The sequence below is a fragment of the Arenivirga flava genome (assembly GCF_030161575.1).
GTDB classification, from domain to species: domain Bacteria; phylum Actinomycetota; class Actinomycetes; order Actinomycetales; family Microbacteriaceae; genus Arenivirga; species Arenivirga flava.
The window spans coordinates 1,882,999-1,900,685 of sequence record NZ_BSUL01000001.1; the positions used below are offsets into that span (position 1 = coordinate 1,882,999).

The following is a 17,687-nucleotide window of genomic DNA, read 5'->3' on the forward strand; positions in this document are numbered from 1 at the left end:
CGCGGACGCGGGAGGTGGAGGGGCTCAGAACTTCATAGTGGTCCGACGGTAGCACGCGGGCGGCGCCGCGTCACCCGTCGCGCCGGTCAGGGCTTGGTCTTGCGGAGCCGGCGGGTGATCAGCAGGATCGCGAGCGCCAGGACGCCGATGCCGACGAACGCGCCGACGATCGCGACCCACGGGGTCTGCTCCGTGCCGGCGCTGCCCTCGATCGGCCCGTCGTCCTCGGCACCGTCCTCCTCGTCGGGGGCCGTCTGCGTGGTCATGGTCGGCTCGGGGGTCTCCGACGCCCCGGTGCTCTCGGCGCCGACCGTCACCGTGAAGGGGATCTCCGGACCGGTCGTCTCGCTGTCGATGGGGTGACCGTCCGACGACGTCACCCGCCAGGTGACCGTGTAGTCGCCCGCCGCCAGGTCGGGCGCGAGCTGCTGGGTGACCTCGGTGCCGACCACCGAAGGGCTGCCGGTGGAGACGACCGTGCCGTCCGCCGCGGTGACCTCGACGAGGGTGCCGGCGTCGATGAGGTTCGCCGAGTACTCGAGGGTGATCGACTCGGGCGCCTGCTCGACCGAGGCGCCGGCCTCGGGCGTCGAGCCGACCAGCGAGTCGTGCGCGGACGCGGGGCTCGCGACGCCCGCCAGCGCCAGGACGCCGCCCGCCAGGATCGCGAACGGAGCGGCGAGACGGCGGGATGCGCGGGTGGCGGTCATGCGGCTATCGAATCAGACCTGCAGGCCCAGTGCCTGAGCGGTGCGTGCGAGGGAGGCCTCCGCGGCCTTCGGATCATCGGAGAGGCGGGTGCCGTAGGACGGGACCATCCGCCGGATCTCGGCCTCCCATCCGTCCATCCGGTCGGGGAAGCAGTCCTTCAGCAGGCCGAGCATGATCGGCACGGCCGTCGAGGCGCCGGGGCTGGCGCCGAGCAGCCCGGCGATGGAGCCGTCCGCGCCGGTGATCACCTGGGTGCCGAACTGGATGACGCCCTCCTTCGTGATCACCTGCACGCGCTGGCCCGCCGTGATCGGGCGCCACTGCGACGGGTCGGCGTTCGGCACGAACTCCTCGAGCGCCGCGAACTTGGTGCGCTTCGACGCCAGCAGCTGGCCGACGAGGTAGCCGACGAGGTCGAGGTTGCCCAGGCCCGACTTGATCATGGGGACGAGGTTGTGGATCGTGATCGAGCCCGGCAGGTCGGTCAAGGCGCCGCGCTTCAGGAAGCGCGGACTGAAGCCGGCGTACGGGCCGAACAGCAGGCTGGCCCGGCCATCGACGACGCGGGTGTCGAGATGCGGCACCGACATCGGCGGCGCACCGACCGAGGCCTTGCCGTAGACCTTCGCCTGGTGCTTCGCCACCAGCTCCGGGTCGTCGGCGCGCAGGAACTCGCCCGAGATCGGGAAACCGCCGAAGCCCTTGGCCTCGTCGATGCCTGACTTCTGCAGCAGCTTGAGCGCTCCGCCGCCGGCGCCGACGAAGACGAACCGCGCCTTCAGGTCGCCCGGGGTGCGGCCGACGGTCTGCCGGGTGGACAGGTGCCAGACCCCGTCCTTGCGGCGCAGGCCCGTGACCCTGCGGTTGAGCAGGATCTCGACGCCCCGCGCCTCCGCGTCGTCGAAGAGCAGGCGGGTGAGCGCGCCGAAGTCGACGTCGCTGCCCGAGCGGATGCGCGTGGCCGCGATCGGCTGGTCCTTGCGGCGGCCCGGCAGCAGCAGCGGGGTCCACTCGCGGATGACCCGCGCGTCCTCCGTGTACTCCATGCCCGCGAAGAGCGGATGGTCGACGAGCGCCTCGTAACGGGCGCGGAGGTACGCGACGTTCCCCTCGCCCCAGACGAAGCTGAGGTGCGGGGTCGGGTTGATGAAGGCCGCCGGGTCGGGCAGCGCGCCCTCGTCGACGAGATGCGCCCAGAACTGCCGGGAGACCTGGAACTGCTCGTTCACGCCCACGGCCTTGGCGATGTCGATCGAGCCGTCGGCGGCCTGCGGCGTGTAGTTCAGCTCGCAGAGCGCGGCGTGGCCGGTGCCGGCGTTGTTCCAGGGGTTCGAGCTCTCCGTCGCGAGCTCGCCCTGCAGCTCCAGCAGTCGGATGTCCCACTCCGGCTCCAACCGCGTCAGGATGCTCGCGAGGGTGGCGCTCATGATGCCGCCACCGATGAGGACGACGTCGGCGGTGTCGTTGGAGGGGGTCACGGTGGCACAGTCTACGACCGCTGCCGCGTGCATCCGCCCGGCGGGGCGACGCCCCCTCGACGGGTTACATGAACGGAGCCTGGGAGCCTGTGAGCGACCCTCGACATCGCGCAGCCGGCATCGGGATACTGGCTGCGGGGTACGACATCGTGATCGCTTTCGGGTGGCGACCACGATGGGCCCCCTCGGCCGACGGGCACCGTCCACCGAGGGGGCTTCCCTTCGTTAAGGTCGGCGCATGGACCTCGTGCAGCGGCTGCGCGCGGCGGGCTGCGTGCTCGCGGAGGACGAGGCGGCGCTGCTGCTCGCCTCGACCGACGACCCCGAGCAGCTGGAGGAGCGCATTCGCCGCCGCGTCGGCGGCGAGCCGCTCGAGCAGGTGCTCGGCTGGGCTGCGTTCATGGGGCTGCGACTGCACCTCGAACCGGGCGTGTTCGTGCCGCGGCACCGCAGCGAGGCGCTCGTACGGGAGGCGGCCGCGCTCGTGCCGCCTGGCGGCGCGGTGCTCGACCTGTGCTGCGGCACCGGTGCGCTCGGCGCGGCCCTCGCCGCGCTCGTGCCCGGGCTGCGGCACGTCGCCGCCGACCTCGACCCGGCCGCCGTGCGCTGCGCGCGTCGGAACGCGCCGGGCGAGGTCCACGAGGGCGACCTCTTCGACGCGCTGCCGCATCCGCTGCGCTTCGACGTGATCATCGCCAACGCGCCGTACGTGCCCTCGGCGGCGGTCGCGCTGCTGCCCGCGGAGTTCCGCGACCACGAGCGCCGCGCAGCCCTGGACGGCGGCGACGACGGACTCGACCTGCAGCGTCGGGTGATCGCCGAGGCGCCGGCGTGGCTGGTGCCGGGCGGAGCGCTGCTCGTCGAGACCTCGGCGGAGCAGGAGCCCGCCACGCTCGCACTGATGGCGTCCGCGGGCCTGGCCGCGGGCAGCAGGCACCTCTTCGAGACCACCGTGGCGATCGGACGCGCCTAGCCTGGGTGGCGTGGACCTGCCTCCGCTCATCGCCCCCGGACCGCCGCTCGGTAACGCCGAGATCGAGCGCTACTCGCGCAGCATCGCCATGCCCGGCTTCGGGCTGACCGCCCAGCGCCGCCTCGGCGCCGCCCGCGTGCTGGTCGTCGGGGCGGGAGGGCTCGGCTCACCCGTGCTGCTGGCGCTCGCCGCCGCCGGCGTCGGCACGATCGGCGTGATCGACGGCGACGTGGTCGAGGCCAGCAACCTGCAGCGGCAGTCCATCCACCGGCACGAGGACATCGGGCGGGGCAAGGCCGCGTCGGCGACGGCGGCGATCGAGCGGGCGAATCCGCTCGTGGCGGCGGTGGCGCATCCGCTGCGGCTCGATGCATCGAACGCGTTGGAGGTGCTCGGCGGCTACGACCTGGTCGTGGACGGCACCGATCGCTACGCGAGCCGGTTCCTGATCGCCGACGCGGCCGCCATCGCCGGGCTGCCGGTCGTGTGGGGCGCGGTGGCGCAGCAGCACGCGCAGGTCAGCGTGTTCTGGGAGGCGCACGGGCCAGGCTTGCGCGACCTGCATCCGACCGCACCGCTCAGCGAGGCGGAGGAGCTGGCCGGCTCCTGCGCCGAAGCCGGCGTGCTCGGTGCGGTGTGCACGATCGCCGGCGGCCAGATGGCTGCCGAGGTCGTGAAGCTCGTGACCGGCCTGGGCGAGCCGCTCGTCGGGCGGATCGCCGTGACGGACGCGTGGACGGCGCGATCGTACGAGGTGCCGCTGGAGCGCGACCCGGCGCGGGTGCGGGTGTCGGTGTTGGAGCCGGAGCCGCAGCGGCGGGAGCTGCGGGCGTCTCGGCGGTAGGTGCTCCGCCGCGCGCTGCCGCGCATTGCGTGCGCCCGCAGGACCGGAGGGGATTGCATCCGCTGCATGTGCGATTCGGAGGAGAACGCCTCCGCTCCTTGTCGACATCGCGCCCGAGGGCTCGCGTTACGAGGCCGGGTGGGCGGATCTCCTCCGAATCTAACCGGGGCGGGCCCGCCGCTCTTCCGGTCCTGCGGGTGTGCTCACTGGGCGGCGTAGCCGCCGTCGACGAGGTGGTAGCTGCCCGTGATGAAGCTGGCGGCGTCGCTCGCGAGGAACGCGACCAGGTGGGCGACCTCCTCCGGCTGGCCCATGCGCTGCATCGCGTGCTTCGAGGCGAGGAAGTCCTGCGCGGCCTGGTCGAGGTTGTTCTCGAGCAACGGGGTCTTGATGAAGCCGGGGCCGACGGCCGTGACGCGCACGCCCTGCGCGCTGTACTCGAGCGCCGCGTTCTTGGTGAGTCCGAGCAGCGCGTGCTTGGTCGTGACGTAGGCCGAGGAGTTGGCGATGCCGACCGAGCCGAGCACCGAGGCCATGTTGATGATCGAGCCGCCGCCGTTGGCGACCATCGCGTTGATCTGGGCGCGCACGCCGCGGAACACCGCGTTGAGGTTGACGTCGATGACCTTGAGCCAGGACTCGTCCGAGTACTCGCCGACGGGCAGGGCCTGGCCGCCGATGCCGGCGTTGTTGACGGCGATCCTCAGCGGCGCCATCGCGTCGGCGGCGGCGATCATGCCGTCGATCGCCGCCTGGTCGGTGACGTCGCCGACGTAGGCCTCGGCGGTGCCGCCGGCGGCGCGGATCTCGGCGACCACGTTGTTCGCGGCCTCCTCGACGAAGTCGGCGACGAGCACGGAGGCGCCGGAGGCGGCGAGGACGTGGGCGGTGGCCCGGCCGATGCCGTTGCCGGCTCCGGTGACCATGGCGGAGCGGTCGGCGACGTCGTAGGTGGCCATGAGGGTGCTTCTTTCGTGGGAGAGCGGATCGCTGCGGGATTGCGCTCCCACGGCGCGGGGTCGTCGGGTGGCGACCGAGGGGCAAACCATCAATTGTCGGTTTGACCACCGCTCAGTCTACGCCCGTCGGACAGCGGATGCACGGCTCAGCCGCACGCATCCCGAGCCTGGCTCAGCCGCCCGGCTCGGGCGCCCGGCTCAGCCCCCGGCGAAGGGCGGGAGGACGTCGACGCGGTCGCCGTCGGCGAGCGGATGGGCGCGGTCGGTCGTCGAGCGGCCGTTCACCAGGAAGGAGCAGCGCCCCAGGATGCGCCCGCCCTCGGGATGCGTCGAGCCCACGGCCGCGAGCAGCCCCGCGATCGTCGGATCTGCCGGCCGCAGCTCGAGCGACTCGGCGCCGGCCGCGTCGCGGGCCGCCGCGAAGAAGCGCGCGTGGATCAGCACCCTCATCCGCCGATCGCGCTCATCGGGCGGTCGGGCTGCACGAAACCCGCATCGCCGAGGCCGGGGCGCTCCATGCCGTGCGCGGCCGGCTTCGCCCACATGGCGTCGCGCCAGCGGTCCGCGATCTGCGCATCGGTGCCGTCGCCACGCAGCAGCCCGAGCAGGTCGGTCTCCTCGTGGGAGAAGAGGCAGGAGCGCACGCCGCCCTCCGCCGTGAGGCGGGTGCGGCGGCAGTCGCCGCAGAAGGGCTCGGTGACGGAGGCGATCACGCCGACGAGGCCGCGCATCCGCTCGCCCTGCCAGGCCTCGAACAGCTCGGCCGGGGCCCCGTCGCGCGGGGCGTCGTGCGGGCGCAGCTCGAAGCGCTCGCCGAGCCGCTCGCGGATCTGCGCGGCGGTGAGCATCCGCTCGCGATCCCAGACGTGGTCGGCGTCGAGCGGCATCTGCTCGATGAAGCGCAGCTGGTGCCCGCGCTCGAGGCACCACTCGAGCAGGTCGGGCGCCTGGTGGTCGTTGACGCCCGGCAGCAGCACGGCGTTGATCTTGACCGCGAGGCCGGCATCGGCGGAGGCCTGGATGCCGCGCAGCACCTTGTCGAGGAACGGGCGTCGGGTGATCTCGGCGAAGGTCTCGGCGTGCACGGAGTCGAGCGAGACGTTGATGCGGTCGAGACCGGCCGCGGCGAGCGCGGCGACCCGCAGCTCGAGGCCGATGGCGTTGGTCGTGAGCGAGATCTCGGGGCGGGGCTCGAGCGCGGCGCAGTCGGCGATGATCTCGGCGAGGTCCTTGCGCAGCAGCGGCTCGCCGCCGGTGAAGCGTACCTGGCGCACCCCGAGCCCGGTGACGGCGATGCGCACGAGCCGCACGATCTCGTCGCGGCTCATCGTCGCCTTGCGGTCGAGGAAGGGCAGGCCCTCCGCCGGCATGCAGTAGTTGCAGCGCAGGTTGCAGCGGTCGGTGAGCGAGACCCGCAGGTCGGTGGCGGTGCGACCGAAGCGGTCGGCCAGGCCGCTGCCCGCGTCCACCGGGCGCTCGGCGGCCGCGCCGGTGCGGCGCAGGCCGGGCATGCCGAGGGCGGTGGTCATCGGATAAGGCTACGCTCGCGGCGACCGACCGCTTCCCGCTCCGCAATTGCGGACTCGCAGGTGCTCTCGAAACGCATCCGCGGCTACGATCGGCGCATGACGCAGATCAGGATCAGCGATGCCGCCGTGTTCCTCGGCGTGAGCGACGACACCGTGCGGCGGCTCGTCGAGCAGGGGACCCTGCCCGCATCCGCCGATGCGAGCGGGCGCAAGGTGATCGACGGGCTCGCCCTCGGCGCCTACGCGCGGGAGCGGGCCTCGGCGATGCCCGATCCGCTGGGCGTCGCCAGCAGCGCCCGCAACCGCTTCGTCGGCATCGTCACCGCCGTCGTGAGCGACACCGTGATGAGCCAGGTGGAGCTGCAGAGCGGACCGCACCGCGTGGTCTCGCTGATGAGCACCGAGGCGGTGCGCGAGCTCGGCATCGAGCCGGGCGTCGTGGCCGTCGCCAGCGTCAAGGCCACCCAGGTGGTCGTGGAGATGCCGCGGTGATGCGCATCCGCTCGCTCGCCGCCGCCGGCCTCGCCCTGCTCGCCCTCGCCGGCTGCTCCACCTCGCCCGGCCCCTCGTCATCGCCGGCCCGGCTCGAGGGCACGGCCACCATCGCGGCCGCCGCGTCGCTGCAGAACGCCTTCACCGAGATCGGCGACCGCTTCGAGGACGAGCACCCGGGCGTCACGCTCGAGTTCGCCTTCGCCGGCTCGTCGGCCCTCGTCGCCCAGCTGCAGGAGGGCGCTCCCGGCGACGTCTTCGCGAGCGCGGACGTGGCGAACATGGACGAGGCGGCCGAGCTGCTGGCCAGCGAGCCGGAGCGCTTCGCGAGCAACACGCTCACGATCGTGACCCCGCCCGGCAACCCGGCCGGCATCGAGACCTTCGCCGACCTCGCCAGCGCGCGGCTCGTCGTGTGCGCCGAGCAGGTGCCCTGCGGGGCGGCGACCGCCTCCGAGGCGACAGCGGCGGGCGTGGCCCTCTCCCCCGCCAGCGAGGAGCAGAGCGTGACCGACGTGCTCGGCCGGGTCACCAGCGGCGAGGCGGATGCGGGCCTCGTCTACGTCACGGACGCGGAGGCCGCGGGCGACGCGGTCGAGCGCATCGACTTCGACACCACCGTCGTGAACGAGTACCCCATCGCCGCGCTGACCGATTCCGAGGTCGCGGCCGCCTTCATCGCCTTCGTGCTGGGCGACGAGGGTCGGGCGGTGCTCGCCTCCTACGGGTTCGGGGCGCCGTGAGACTCGCCACCGGGCTGCCCCGGTGGCTGCTGATACCGGCGGCCCTCGGCACCGCGATCGTGCTCGTGCCGATCGCGGGGTTGCTGGGCCGGGTGCCCTGGACCCGACTGCCCGGGCTGCTGACCACGGAGGCCTCGGTCGACGCGCTCGCACTCAGCGTCTGGACCGCCGGCGTCTCGACCCTGCTGTGCCTGCTGCTCGGGGTGCCGCTCGCCCTCGTGCTCGCGCGCAGCGCCTTCCGCGGTCTCGCCGTGCTGCGCGCCGTCGTGCTGCTGCCGCTGGTGCTGCCGCCCGTGGTCGGCGGTCTCGCGCTGCTGGCCGCGTTCGGCCGCAACGGGCTGCTCGGCGAGACGCTCGAGCTGGCCGGCATCCGTCTGGCCTTCACCTCGATCGCCGTGGTGCTCGCGCAGGTGTTCGTCTCGCTGCCGTTCCTCGTGCTGAGCTTCGAGGGCGCATTGCGGCTCGGGCACCGGCGCTACGAGCAGGTCGCCGCCTCGCTCGGCGCGTCGCCGTCGGTCGCGCTGCGGCGGGTTACCCTGCCGCTGGTGCTTCCCGCCATCGCCGCTGCAGCCGTGCTCGCCTTCGCCCGCGCGCTCGGCGAGTTCGGCGCGACGCTCACCTTCGCCGGCAGCTACCAGGGCACTACCCGCACGCTGCCGCTCGAGATCTACCTGCAGCGCGAGGTGGACCCGGATGCGGCGGTCGCGCTCTCGCTGCTGCTGGTCGTGGTCGCCGTGGCAGGGGTCCTGCTCACCACCGCGCGGAGGGGACGCGCATGACCCTGTCGCTGACCGCATCCGTCCCCTCCCGCGGGCTCGCCCTCGAGCTCTCGCTCGCGGCGGGCGAGCGTGTGGCGCTGCTCGGGCCGAACGGGGCCGGCAAGTCGACGACGCTCGACGTGCTCGCGGGGTTCCTGCCCGCATCCGGCCCGCTGCTGCTCGACGGCGCGTCGATCGGCGCCGCCCCGGCATACCGGCGCCCGATCGGGCTGCTCGCGCAGCAGCCCCTGCTGTTCCCGCACCTCGACGTGCTCGGCAACGTCGCCTTCCCGCTCGAGCATCGGCGCGGCCTCGAGCGGCGGGCCGCGCGGGCCGCCGCGGCGGAGCGGCTCGAGGAGTTCGGCGTCGGCCACCTGGCGCGGCGCAGGCCCCCGCAGCTCTCCGGCGGGCAGGCCCAGCGGGTGGCGCTGGCGCGGGCGCTGGCCGCCGAGCCGCGACTGCTGCTGCTGGACGAGCCCCTCGCCGCGCTCGACGTGACGGCCGTGCCCGAGATGCGGCGAGCGCTGCGCGCCGCGATGGAGGGGCGGATGGGCGTGGTCGTGACCCACGATCCGTTGGACGCGCTGCTGCTCGCCGACCGCGCGATCGTGCTGCAGGACGGGCGCATCGTCGAGGACGGACCGGTGACCCGGGTGCTCTCGGCGCCGACCTCGGACTTCGCGCGCTCGCTGCTGGAGCAGAGCCCCTGGCTCGCGGCGGCGGACCTCACCGCGCTGCGGGCGCGGCTAGCCTGAGCGCATGCCCCGCACCATCGACGAGCACGCCCACGCCGTCGCCGCGCTGCTGCGCGAGGGCCTCGCGCACCGCCGCGCCGAGACGCTCGCCGTCGATGCCGCCCTGCTCGCCGCATCCCCCGAACGCCATCTCGGGCGCATCCTGGCCGAGGACGTGCGAGCACCCATCGACCTGCCGCCCTTCGACAACTCGCAGATGGACGGCTTCGCGGTGCGCGCCGCCGACCTCGGCCCGGGGGAGCGACGCTGCCGGTCGGCCCGATGATCGTCGCCGGGGCGGGCGTGCTCGACCTCGCGCCGGGCACGGCGATGCCGATCATGACCGGCGCGCCGATCCCCGCGGCGCGGACGCCGTGGTGCCCGTGGAGCGCGCCCTGCCCTCCTCCTACCCGGCCGAGGGCGAGCCGGTGACGCTGCCGGGCGGGATCGCGGCCGGCACGTTCATCCGCTCGGCCGGCAGCGATGCGCGCGCCGGCGACCTGCTGCTGCAGGGCGGCACGCGGTTGGGCCCCGCCCAGTGGGGCGCGCTGGCTGCCGCGGGCGTCGGAGCCGTCGCAGCGCACCGGCGCACCCGGGTGCTCGTCGTCTCCACCGGGCTCGAGCTCGCCGCACCGGGCGAGCCGCTCGCGCCGGGGCGCATCCACGACGCGAACGGCGCGTCCCTCGGCGCATCCCTCGCGGGCCTCGGACTCGACGTGTCGGTCGCGTCGCTGCGCAGCGACGACCCCGCAGCGCTGATCGGGCTGCTGCGCGAGCGCGAGTTCGACCTGCTCGTCACGAGCGGCGGGGTGAGCGCGGGAGCGCACGAGGTGGTGCGGCTCGCCCTCGAACCCCTCGGCGTCGCCTTCCTGAGCGTGGCGATGCAGCCGGGCGGCCCGCAGGGTCTCGGCCTCGCCGACCTCGGGCACGGATCGGTGCCGGTCGTCGCCCTGCCCGGCAATCCCGTGAGCGTGCTCGTCTCCTTCGAGGCCTTCCTGCGCCCCGCCCTGCTCGAGGCGGCGGGCCGCCGCCGCACCCGCCGCGACGCCGAGCGCCTGCCGCTCGCCGAGGCGCTCGACTCCCCCGCCGGCAAGCACCAGCTGCGCCGCGCGACCGTGCACGACGGCCGCGTGCACATGGTCGGCGGCCCGAGCTCGCACCTGCTCGGCCACTACGCGCTCGCCGACGTGCTGGCCCATGTGCCGGTCGGCGTCGAGCGGATGGAGGCGGGCGAGCCGATCGACATCTGGAGGATCGATGACTGAGCACGGCACCGAGCGGCGGGCCGTCGTGCTCGTCGCCTCCACCCGCGCCGCTCGCGGCGTCTACGAGGACCGCACCGGGCCGGTGATCGAGGCCTGGCTGCAGGAGCGCGGCTTCGCCGTCGAGCGCGTCGTCGCGGCGGACGGCCCCGAGGTCGCCTCCGCCCTGCGCGCCGCGCTCGCCGCCTCGCCGCAGCTGCTCGTCAGCACAGGCGGCACGGGTATCGGCCCGCACGACCGCACGCCGGAGGCCACCCGGGCCCTGCTCGACCTCGAGCTGCCCGGCTTCGCCGAGGAGGTGCGCCGCCGCGGCCTCGCCGCGTCGCCCACCTCGCTGCTGAGCCGCGCGGCGGCCGGGGTCGCGGGCGGCACGCTCGTCGTGAACCTGCCCGGGTCGACCGGCGGCGTGCGCGACGGCCTCGCCGTGCTCGACGGGGTGCTCGACCACGCGCTCGACCAGCTGCGGGGCGGGCACCATGACTGAGCCGCGGGTGCGCCTGGCGACCGTGGGCGCGCATCCGCTCTCCCTCGCCGAGGTCGAGGCGCTCGTCGCCGACGACGCGCACGGGGCGACCGTCTCCTTCGCCGGCATCGTGCGCGACCACGACGGCGGACGCGGCGTGACCGCGCTCGGCTACACCGCGCATCCGAGCGCGCAGGACGTGCTCGGCGAGGTGGCGGCGGAGATCGCGGCAGCGCATCCGCTCGTCATCATCGCGGTGGCGCACCGGATCGGCCCGCTGGTCGTGGGTGACGTGGCGCTCGCCGCGGCGGTCTCGTCGGCGCACCGGGCCGAGGCGTTCGCGGCCTGCGGCGCGCTCGTCGACCTGGTGAAGGAGCGCACGCCGATCTGGAAGGAGCAGACCTTCGACGACGGCGCGACGGAGTGGGTCGGGTCGCTTTAGGGGGTTCACCGCAGGGGTGCAATCATCCCTACGGACTATGGCTGGATTCGAAGCCCGCTGCCAGGATCGGATCGTGCCGTGAGGCCGGGCGGGGGGACCGCACGGGGACAGCCGGCGCGCGAAGGAGCGATGACGCATGTCCGTACGAACGTCGAACCGAGCGGCCCGGCTGGCCGTTCCCACCGCAGCGGCCGTGGTGCTGCTGCTCGCCGGCTGCGCCGGAGCCGACGGAGGCGGCGGGCGCAGTGCGGAGGACTCCCCGCTGGGCGAGTACCTGTCGGCGGTCTGGGGCGGCGACGACAAGAGCACCGAGGAGCTGCAGGCGGAGTCCGACGACCAGAACCGGGTGCGCGAGGAGTTCATCGCCGACTGCATGGCCGAGGAGGGCTTCGAGTACATCCCCTCGCTCGACAACGGCGGCGTCGTCTACAGCTCCGACGACGAGGAGGACCCCTGGGACCCCGAGTCGGAGGAATGGGTGTCGCAGTGGGGCTACGGCACCGTCGACTGGCCCGGGCGCGACGAGCAGCCCGATGAGGGCGAGATGGAGGAGTGGGTCGACCCGAACCAGGACTACGTGGAGTCGCTCTCGCCCTCCGAGCAGGAGGCCTACTACGAGGCGCTGAACGGGCCGCAGCCCTCCGAGGAGGACATCGCCGCGATGGAGGAGGGCACCTACGAGTACGACTGGACCACCTCGGGCTGCTACGGCGCCGCCGACAACGAGGCCATGGGCGAGGACCCGTACCAGTCGGAGGAGCACGCACCGCTGATGGAGGCGATGGACGCCCTCTGGGCCGAGAGCGCCGAGCATCCGGACCTCGCCGAGCTCGACGCGGCCTGGGCGGACTGCATGGCCGACGGCGGCGAGCCGGGCTTCGCCAAGCAGCCCGACGCGCAGAACTCGATCATGGAGGAGCAGAACGCCGTCTGGGAGGGCGCCGAGCCCGCGGAGGGCGAGGAGTGGGTCGAGCCCGACTTCACCGAGCTGGGCGAGCGCGAGATCGAGCTGGCCCTGGTCGACCTCGACTGCCGCGAGAAGACCGACTACCGCGACCGGCAGCTCGACGTCCAGTTCGCGCTCGAGGAGCAGTTCATCGAGGACCACAAGGCCGAGCTCGACGCCTTCATCGCCTCGTACGAGAACCGTCGATGACCGAGGACCGCGACGCCACCGCGTTCCCGGAGGCGCTCGCCCCGACCGAGGAGACCCCCGCGGCGAAGCCGTCGAGTCGCGTGAGCGGCTGGGCGCGGGTGCTGCGCGGCAACAAGCCGGTGTGGATCGTCGGCGGCGTCGCGGTGCTCAGCCTGGCGGCCGGCCTCGTGCTGGGCCGCTTCGTGATCTCGCCCGCCGACGCGGCGGCGAACGCCGCTGCGCCCGCGGCCGGGCTCATCACCGTGCCCGTCGAGCTCGGCGAGCTGAGCAACGACGTGACGATCCGAGCGGATGTGGGCTACGCCGACGCCGTCGACGTCTCGGTCGCGGAGGGCGTCGTGACGGGTCGCGTGCCCGGGGTCGGCGCGGAGCTCGGCGGCCTGGCCGTCGCGCTCGAGATCGCGGGGCGCCCGGTCATCGTGCTGCCCGGCGAGCTGCCCGCCTACCGCGACCTGCAGGTGGGCGCCACCGGGCCGGACGTGCTGCAGCTGCGGCAGGCGCTCGAAGCCGTCGGCATCCCCGCCGGCGACGGCGCCTCCGACACCTTCGATGCCGCGCTCGCGAACGCCGTCGCGCGCCTCTACACCGAGGTCGGCTACGACGCCCCCTCCACGGAGGACGCGGACGAGCTCGTCAGCGCCGCCGAGCAGGGCCTGCTGAGCGCCGAGCAGGGCGTCACCGGCGCCCAGCGCGAGCTCGATGCCGCCCGCGGCGGGGCCGACGCCGTCGCCGTGCGCGAGGCGGACAACGCGGTGAGCAGCGCGCGCCGGGAGCTCGATGCGGCACGCGCCACCGGGGCCGATCCGCTCGCCGTCGCCGACCTGCAGGACGCGCTCGGCCTCGCCGAGCTGCGCCGCAGCCAGCTCGACCGGCCCGCGGACACCGGCGCGCAGCAGGACGCGCTCGCCGCCGCCCGCAGCGCCCGCACCCAGGCCGCCGACGAGCTCGCACGCGCCCGGGAGGGCGCGCTGGCGACCCTGCCGCAGGCGGAGGTGCTGTTCCTCACCGAGCTGCCCCGCCGCGTCGACGCCGTGAACGTCGAACGGGGCGCGAGCGCCTCCGGTGCGGCGCTCACCGTCTCCGGCGCCGACGTCCGCCTGACCGGCGCCGCCGCCGAGGCCGACGCGCAGCTGCTCGAGGTCGGCGCCCGCGCCGCCTTCGAGCTCGCCGACGGCACCGAGCACGCCGCGACGGTGGCGGCCGTCGAGGCGCCCAGCGGGGAGAGCAGCCGCTGGTCCGTGACCCTCGAGCCCGATCCGCTCGACGCCGAGCAGATCCAGCAGCTGCAGGGCAGCAACGTGCGCGTCGTCGTGCCGGTCGGCGCCACCGAGGGCGAGGTGCTGTCGGTACCGTTCGCCGCGTTGACCGCCGGGCCCGGCGGCGAGTCCCGCATCGAGATCGTCGAGGGCGACCCGCGCGACGGCGATCGCGCCGAGACGCGGCTCGTGACCGTGACGACCGGCCTGGCCGCCGGCGGCTACGTGGAGGTCTCGCCCACCGAAGGCGATCTGGGCGAAGGCGAGCTCGTCGTTGTCGGCGAGTGAGCCGGAGGCGCCGCTGGTCGAGCTGCGCGACGTCACGCGTTCGTTCCCCGGCCCGCCCGAGGTGCAGGCGCTGAAGGGCGTGAACCTGCTGGTGGCCGAGGGCGACTACGTCTCGATCGTGGGCCCGAGCGGCTCGGGCAAGTCGACGATGCTTAACATCCTGGGCCTGCTCGACCGCCCGAGCGTCGGCGAGTACCGCCTCGCCGGCGCGCTGACCGGTGCGCTCGGCGAGGACGAGCGCGCCGTGGTGCGCGGCCGCGAGATCGGCTTCGTGTTCCAGTCGTTCCACCTCATGCCCCAGCGCAGCGTGCTGGAGAACGTGCTCGCCGGCATGCTCTACGCCGGCGTTCCCCGCATCGAGCGCGAGGAGCGCGCGCTGCGCGCGCTGGAGCGGGTGGGCCTCGGCCACCGCATCGACTTCACGCCCCCGACGCTGTCCGGCGGCGAGCGCCAGCGCGTGGCCATCGCCCGCGCCGTCGCCGGCTCGCCGAAGCTGCTGCTGGCGGACGAGCCCACCGGCAACCTCGACGAACGCACCTCGGGCGAGGTCATGGACCTCTTCGAGGAGCTCAACGCCGAAGGCCTGACCCTGGCGATCATCACGCACGATCGCGAGGTGGCCGAGCGCGCCCCCGCCGCATCCGCATCGCCGACGGCCGGCTCACGGAGCTGGGGGCCGCCGCGTGATGCGGATGCCGCGGCTCCGACCGCATCGGGAGCGGATGCAGGAGCCGGGCACCGCGCGCCGCATCGCCCGCGCGGACCGCTTCACGTTCCAGGACCTCATGGCCGAGGCGACCGCCGGCATCGGCGCCCGCCCCGCGCGGCTCGTGACGACGCTGCTCGGCACCGTGCTCGGCATCGGCTCGCTCGTGGCCACGCTCGGCCTCGCGCAGACCACCGCCGGCCAGGTGGCCCGCCAGTTCGACGCCGTCGCCGCGACGCAGGTCGTGGTGACCCCGGGCTCGGCGGAGCGTGGCGAGCAGACCGTGGCGACCGCGCAGCTGCCGTGGGACGCGCCCGAGCGCGTGCTCCGGCTGGCCGGCGTGGAGTCGGCGGGGCTCTCGGCGGAGGTGCCCTTCGAGGGCTCCATCAGCGCGGTGCCGGTGAACGACCCGTCCGCGGCCGCGGCGGCGCCGCCTCCGCTCGTCGCCGCATCCGCCGGCCTGCTCGACGCCGTGCGCGGCGAGGTGACCACCGGCCGCTTCTTCGACGAGGGGCACGACGCCCGCGGCGACCGGGTCGCGGTGCTGGGCACGCGCGCGGCGGAGCGTCTCGGCGTGCAGCGCATCGACCGGCAGCCCTCGATCTTCATCGACGGCCTGGCCTATGCGGTCGTCGGCGTCGTCGACGGCATGGAGCGGCGCGCCGAGCTGCGCGACGCCGTGATCGTGCCGATGGGCGCGGCACGGGCCGACCTCTCGCTCGCGGCACCCCAGGAGCTGCAGATCCGCATCCGGCAGGGTGCCGGCGACCTCGTCGGCGCGCAGGCACCCATCGTGCTGCTGCCCGGCGAGCCGGAGGGGCTCGACGTCGCGGCGCCGTCCGGCCGCTCCGAGCTGGGCGCGAACGTGCAGGCCGACGTCAACGTCGTGTTCCTCGTGCTCGGCGGCATCGCGCTCGTCGTCGGCGGCCTGGGCATCGCCAACGTGACGGCCCTGTCGGTGCTCGAGCGCACTGGCGAGATCGGCCTGCGCCGGGCGCTCGGGGCCACCCGACGGCAGATCGCCGCGCAGTTCATGGTCGAGTCGATCGTGATCGGCCTGCTCGGCGGGCTCATCGGCGCGGCGCTCGGCGTGCTCTCGGTCGTGACGGTGTCGCTCGTGCAGCAGTGGACGCCGGTGGTCGATCCGCTCGCCGCGGCGCTCGCGCCCCTCGTCGGCGCGCTCGTGGGGCTCGCCGCGGGATGGCTGCCCGCGCGGCGCGCGTCGCGCATCGAGCCGGTGGCGGCGCTTCGGGGCTGACGCCCGCGGCGGGGCGGGATCGACGAGCGCCGGGCGGCCTCGAAGCGCGGTGTCGACGACCGACCGGCTCAGCCCACGGTCACGCGCACCGTGTGCCAGCCGGTCGCGCCGTCCGGCACCACGCCCTGCTCCTCGGAGGTCTGGGTCGCGCCCGTGCGGTCGGTGGCGCGCACCTGCAGCTCGTGCTCGCCCGCATCCGCCGTCCACGGCAGCGACCACTGCACCCAGGTGTCGTCGCTGACCGATCCGGCGAGCGCCGCCTCCTGCCACGCGCCGCCGTCGACGCGCACCTCGACCCGCTCGATGCCGGTGTGCTGTGCCCAGGCGACGCCGGCGATCATCCGCTCGCCCGCGGGCACCGTGCCAGCGCGGCTCGGCACGTCGATGCGCGACTGCGTCTTGATCGGCCCCTCGGCGCTCCAGCCGCGGTCGGTCCAGTAGGCGGTCACGGCGTCGAAGCGGGTGACCTCCAGCTCGACCACCCACTTGGTGGCCGAGACGTAGCCGTACAGGCCGGGCACGACCATCCGCACCGGGTAGCCGTGCTCGACCGGCAGCGGCTCGCCGTTCATGCCGACGGCGAGCAGGCTGTCGCGGCCCGCATCCTGCAGCACCTCCAGCGGGGTGCCGGCGGTGAAGCCGTCGACCGAGCGCGAGAGCACCATGTCGGCCTCCGGCCGCACGCCGGCCTGCTCGAGGAGCGAGCGGATGGGGTAGCCGAGCCAGAGCGCGTTGCCGATGAGCGTGCCGCCCACCTCGTTCGAGACGCAGGCGAGGGTGACGTGGCGCTCGACCAGCGGCAGCGCGAGCAGCTGCTCGAAGGTGATCTCGACCTCGCGCTCGACCAAGCCGTGGATGCGCAGGGACCACTGGGCGGCGTCGACGTTCGGCACGACGAGGGCGGTGTCGATGCGGTAGAAGTCGAGGTTCGGGGTGACGTACGGCGCGAGACCGTCGATACCGAGATCAGCGGATGCGGGCACGGCGGCGGCGGGATCGGCGGCGGCCGGCAGCCGCAGCAGCGCGCGAGCCCGGTCGGCGGCCTGCGCGGCCCCGGCGAGGGCGCGCCCGGCCACCACCGCGACGGCGGCCGCGGCACCCGCGACGGATGCGGTGACGAGGAAGCTGCGCCGGCTCGGCCCCGTGCCCTCGTCGCGCGCCGTGCGCAGGCGCCCGACGAGCAGCCGCAGCACGAAGGCACCGGCTGCGGTGCCGATCGCCACCGGTCCGAACCAGTCGACCTGCGCGCCCGCGCGGGTGATGACGGCCACGGCGACGCCGAGAGCGACCACGACCATGAGGATCACGCCGGCCCAGCGACGGCGCAGCTCAAGCAGACCGGCGCCGGCGGATCCGATCGCCAGCAGCACCACGAGGATGCCGATGAGCACCGGTTTGTCGCCGGTGCCGAACGCGGCGATCATCGCATCCTTCACCGCGGGCGGCGCGATGTCGATGAGCCACGAGCCGACCGCGGTGATCGGGGCCGACTCGGGAGCCGTGGCGAGCGCCGCCAGGTCGCTCGCACCCAGCACGACGGCGCCGGCGACGACGCCGGCGATCATGGCCCAGCCGCGTGACCGCATCCGCTCTCCTCGCTCCCGATCGCACTGTACGCCCGTGCTTCGGAGCGGA

19 protein-coding genes and 1 pseudogene are annotated in these 17,687 nt (G+C 74.4%); 14 read left to right on the forward strand and 6 right to left on the reverse strand.

Going from position 1 to position 17,687, the window contains the following annotated elements; genetic code table 11:
* Positions 1–86: 86 nt before the first annotated feature.
* Entirely contained in the window at positions 87–710 is a 624-nt protein-coding gene (locus tag QQK26_RS09040) for a copper resistance CopC family protein (RefSeq protein WP_284231909.1), read from the reverse strand.
* Between the two features lie 12 nt (positions 711–722).
* Positions 723–2,222, reverse strand: coding sequence for a malate dehydrogenase (quinone) (gene mqo / locus QQK26_RS09045; protein WP_431307997.1), 1,500 nt, complete (start codon positions 2,220–2,222; stop codon positions 723–725).
* A gap of 205 nt (positions 2,223–2,427) precedes the next feature.
* Here mqo and QQK26_RS09050 point away from each other — a divergent pair, with 205 nt between their 5' ends.
* Together QQK26_RS09050 and QQK26_RS09055 are read left to right on the forward strand one after the other, a co-directional pair.
* Positions 2,428–3,162 carry a putative protein N(5)-glutamine methyltransferase gene (locus QQK26_RS09050; protein WP_284231911.1) on the forward strand — a complete coding sequence of 245 codons (735 nt, stop codon included), beginning with the start codon at positions 2,428–2,430 and terminating at the stop codon, positions 3,160–3,162.
* Between the two features lie 10 nt (positions 3,163–3,172).
* Positions 3,173–4,006 (forward strand): HesA/MoeB/ThiF family protein, encoded by an 834-nt coding sequence (locus QQK26_RS09055; RefSeq protein WP_284231912.1) that lies wholly within the window; start codon positions 3,173–3,175, stop codon positions 4,004–4,006.
* Positions 4,007–4,209: 203 nt separating this feature from the next.
* Here the strand turns inward: QQK26_RS09055 and QQK26_RS09060 are convergent, their stop codons facing one another.
* The 3 genes from QQK26_RS09060 to moaA form a co-directional block, all read right to left on the reverse strand.
* The gene (locus tag QQK26_RS09060; RefSeq protein WP_284231913.1) at positions 4,210–4,965 is read right to left on the reverse strand and encodes an SDR family NAD(P)-dependent oxidoreductase; all 756 of its coding nucleotides are present in this window, start codon (positions 4,963–4,965) and stop codon (positions 4,210–4,212) included.
* A 198-nt stretch (positions 4,966–5,163) separates the two neighbouring features.
* Complete coding sequence (locus tag QQK26_RS09065; protein WP_348520004.1) at positions 5,164–5,415, reverse strand: MoaD/ThiS family protein; 252 nt, start codon at positions 5,413–5,415, stop codon at positions 5,164–5,166.
* A complete protein-coding gene (gene moaA / locus QQK26_RS09070) occupies positions 5,412–6,494 on the reverse strand; it encodes a GTP 3',8-cyclase MoaA (protein ID WP_431307998.1) in 1,083 nt (360 codons plus the stop codon). The genes QQK26_RS09065 and moaA overlap by 4 nt, the downstream gene beginning before the upstream one ends.
* Before the next feature lie 96 nt (positions 6,495–6,590).
* On the opposite strand from moaA, the gene QQK26_RS09075 reads away from it, so the two are divergent.
* The 12 genes and pseudogenes from QQK26_RS09075 to QQK26_RS09130 all read left to right on the forward strand — a co-directional run bounded on the left by QQK26_RS09075 (position 6,591) and on the right by QQK26_RS09130 (position 16,052).
* Entirely contained in the window at positions 6,591–6,986 is a 396-nt protein-coding gene (locus QQK26_RS09075) for a TOBE domain-containing protein (RefSeq protein WP_284231914.1), read from the forward strand.
* Positions 6,986–7,729, forward strand: coding sequence for a molybdate ABC transporter substrate-binding protein (modA, locus tag QQK26_RS09080; protein WP_284234538.1), 744 nt, complete (start codon positions 6,986–6,988; stop codon positions 7,727–7,729). Before QQK26_RS09075 ends, modA begins: the two co-directional genes overlap by 1 nt.
* Entirely contained in the window at positions 7,726–8,508 is a 783-nt protein-coding gene (locus QQK26_RS09085) for an ABC transporter permease (protein ID WP_284231915.1), read from the forward strand. The genes modA and QQK26_RS09085 overlap by 4 nt, the downstream gene beginning before the upstream one ends.
* Positions 8,505–9,242, forward strand: a complete 738-nt coding sequence (locus tag QQK26_RS09090; RefSeq protein WP_284231916.1) for an ATP-binding cassette domain-containing protein — start codon at positions 8,505–8,507, stop codon at positions 9,240–9,242. Before QQK26_RS09085 ends, QQK26_RS09090 begins: the two co-directional genes overlap by 4 nt.
* Positions 9,243–9,246: 4 nt before the next feature.
* Positions 9,247–9,507 carry a hypothetical protein gene (locus tag QQK26_RS09095; RefSeq protein WP_284231917.1) on the forward strand — a complete coding sequence of 87 codons (261 nt, stop codon included), beginning with the start codon at positions 9,247–9,249 and terminating at the stop codon, positions 9,505–9,507.
* Positions 9,508–9,598: 91 nt separating this feature from the next.
* Complete coding sequence (locus QQK26_RS09100) at positions 9,599–10,486, forward strand: molybdopterin molybdotransferase MoeA (RefSeq protein ID WP_284231918.1); 888 nt, start codon at positions 9,599–9,601, stop codon at positions 10,484–10,486.
* Positions 10,479–10,967, forward strand: a complete 489-nt coding sequence (locus tag QQK26_RS09105) for a MogA/MoaB family molybdenum cofactor biosynthesis protein (RefSeq protein ID WP_284231919.1) — start codon at positions 10,479–10,481, stop codon at positions 10,965–10,967. The genes QQK26_RS09100 and QQK26_RS09105 overlap by 8 nt, the downstream gene beginning before the upstream one ends.
* Positions 10,960–11,388, forward strand: a complete 429-nt coding sequence (locus tag QQK26_RS09110; RefSeq protein ID WP_284231920.1) for a molybdenum cofactor biosynthesis protein MoaE — start codon at positions 10,960–10,962, stop codon at positions 11,386–11,388. Before QQK26_RS09105 ends, QQK26_RS09110 begins: the two co-directional genes overlap by 8 nt.
* 136 nt (positions 11,389–11,524) lie before the next feature.
* The gene (locus QQK26_RS09115) at positions 11,525–12,544 is read left to right on the forward strand and encodes a hypothetical protein (protein ID WP_284231921.1); all 1,020 of its coding nucleotides are present in this window, start codon (positions 11,525–11,527) and stop codon (positions 12,542–12,544) included.
* Positions 12,541–14,088 (forward strand): efflux RND transporter periplasmic adaptor subunit, encoded by a 1,548-nt coding sequence (locus QQK26_RS09120; RefSeq protein WP_284231922.1) that lies wholly within the window; start codon positions 12,541–12,543, stop codon positions 14,086–14,088. Before QQK26_RS09115 ends, QQK26_RS09120 begins: the two co-directional genes overlap by 4 nt.
* Positions 14,051–14,775 (forward strand): annotated as a pseudogene (locus QQK26_RS09125) (ABC transporter ATP-binding protein). Before QQK26_RS09120 ends, QQK26_RS09125 begins: the two are co-directional and overlap by 38 nt.
* A 5-nt stretch (positions 14,776–14,780) precedes the next feature.
* Positions 14,781–16,052, forward strand: a complete 1,272-nt coding sequence (locus tag QQK26_RS09130) for an ABC transporter permease (protein ID WP_431307999.1) — start codon at positions 14,781–14,783, stop codon at positions 16,050–16,052.
* Positions 16,053–16,120: 68 nt separating this feature from the next.
* Here QQK26_RS09130 and QQK26_RS09135 read toward each other — a convergent pair whose 3' ends face one another.
* Positions 16,121–17,638 (reverse strand): molybdopterin-dependent oxidoreductase, encoded by a 1,518-nt coding sequence (locus QQK26_RS09135; protein ID WP_284231923.1) that lies wholly within the window; start codon positions 17,636–17,638, stop codon positions 16,121–16,123.
* Positions 17,639–17,687 lie beyond the last annotated feature (49 nt).

Bases quoted from the DNA above. Each gene is read 5' to 3' on its own strand.
- QQK26_RS09040 (WP_284231909.1), bottom strand. From the start codon at position 710: ATGACCGCCACCCGCGCATCCCGCCGTCTCGCCGCTCCGTTCGCGATC.
- mqo (WP_431307997.1), bottom strand. From the start codon at position 2,222: ATGCACGCGGCAGCGGTCGTAGACTGTGCCACCGTGACCCCCTCCAAC.
- QQK26_RS09065 (WP_348520004.1), bottom strand. From the start codon at position 5,415: ATGAGGGTGCTGATCCACGCGCGCTTCTTCGCGGCGGCCCGCGACGCG.
- QQK26_RS09075 (WP_284231914.1), top strand. From the start codon at position 6,591: ATGACGCAGATCAGGATCAGCGATGCCGCCGTGTTCCTCGGCGTGAGC.
- QQK26_RS09120 (WP_284231922.1), top strand. From the start codon at position 12,541: ATGACCGAGGACCGCGACGCCACCGCGTTCCCGGAGGCGCTCGCCCCG.
- QQK26_RS09060 (WP_284231913.1), bottom strand. From the start codon at position 4,965: ATGGCCACCTACGACGTCGCCGACCGCTCCGCCATGGTCACCGGAGCC.
- QQK26_RS09135 (WP_284231923.1), bottom strand. From the start codon at position 17,638: ATGCGGTCACGCGGCTGGGCCATGATCGCCGGCGTCGTCGCCGGCGCC.
- QQK26_RS09130 (WP_431307999.1), top strand. From the start codon at position 14,781: ATGCCGCGGCTCCGACCGCATCGGGAGCGGATGCAGGAGCCGGGCACC.
- QQK26_RS09115 (WP_284231921.1), top strand. From the start codon at position 11,525: ATGTCCGTACGAACGTCGAACCGAGCGGCCCGGCTGGCCGTTCCCACC.
- QQK26_RS09050 (WP_284231911.1), top strand. From the start codon at position 2,428: ATGGACCTCGTGCAGCGGCTGCGCGCGGCGGGCTGCGTGCTCGCGGAG.
- QQK26_RS09110 (WP_284231920.1), top strand. From the start codon at position 10,960: ATGACTGAGCCGCGGGTGCGCCTGGCGACCGTGGGCGCGCATCCGCTC.
- QQK26_RS09090 (WP_284231916.1), top strand. From the start codon at position 8,505: ATGACCCTGTCGCTGACCGCATCCGTCCCCTCCCGCGGGCTCGCCCTC.
- modA (WP_284234538.1), top strand. From the start codon at position 6,986: ATGCGCATCCGCTCGCTCGCCGCCGCCGGCCTCGCCCTGCTCGCCCTC.
- QQK26_RS09105 (WP_284231919.1), top strand. From the start codon at position 10,479: ATGACTGAGCACGGCACCGAGCGGCGGGCCGTCGTGCTCGTCGCCTCC.
- moaA (WP_431307998.1), bottom strand. From the start codon at position 6,494: ATGACCACCGCCCTCGGCATGCCCGGCCTGCGCCGCACCGGCGCGGCC.
- QQK26_RS09095 (WP_284231917.1), top strand. From the start codon at position 9,247: ATGCCCCGCACCATCGACGAGCACGCCCACGCCGTCGCCGCGCTGCTG.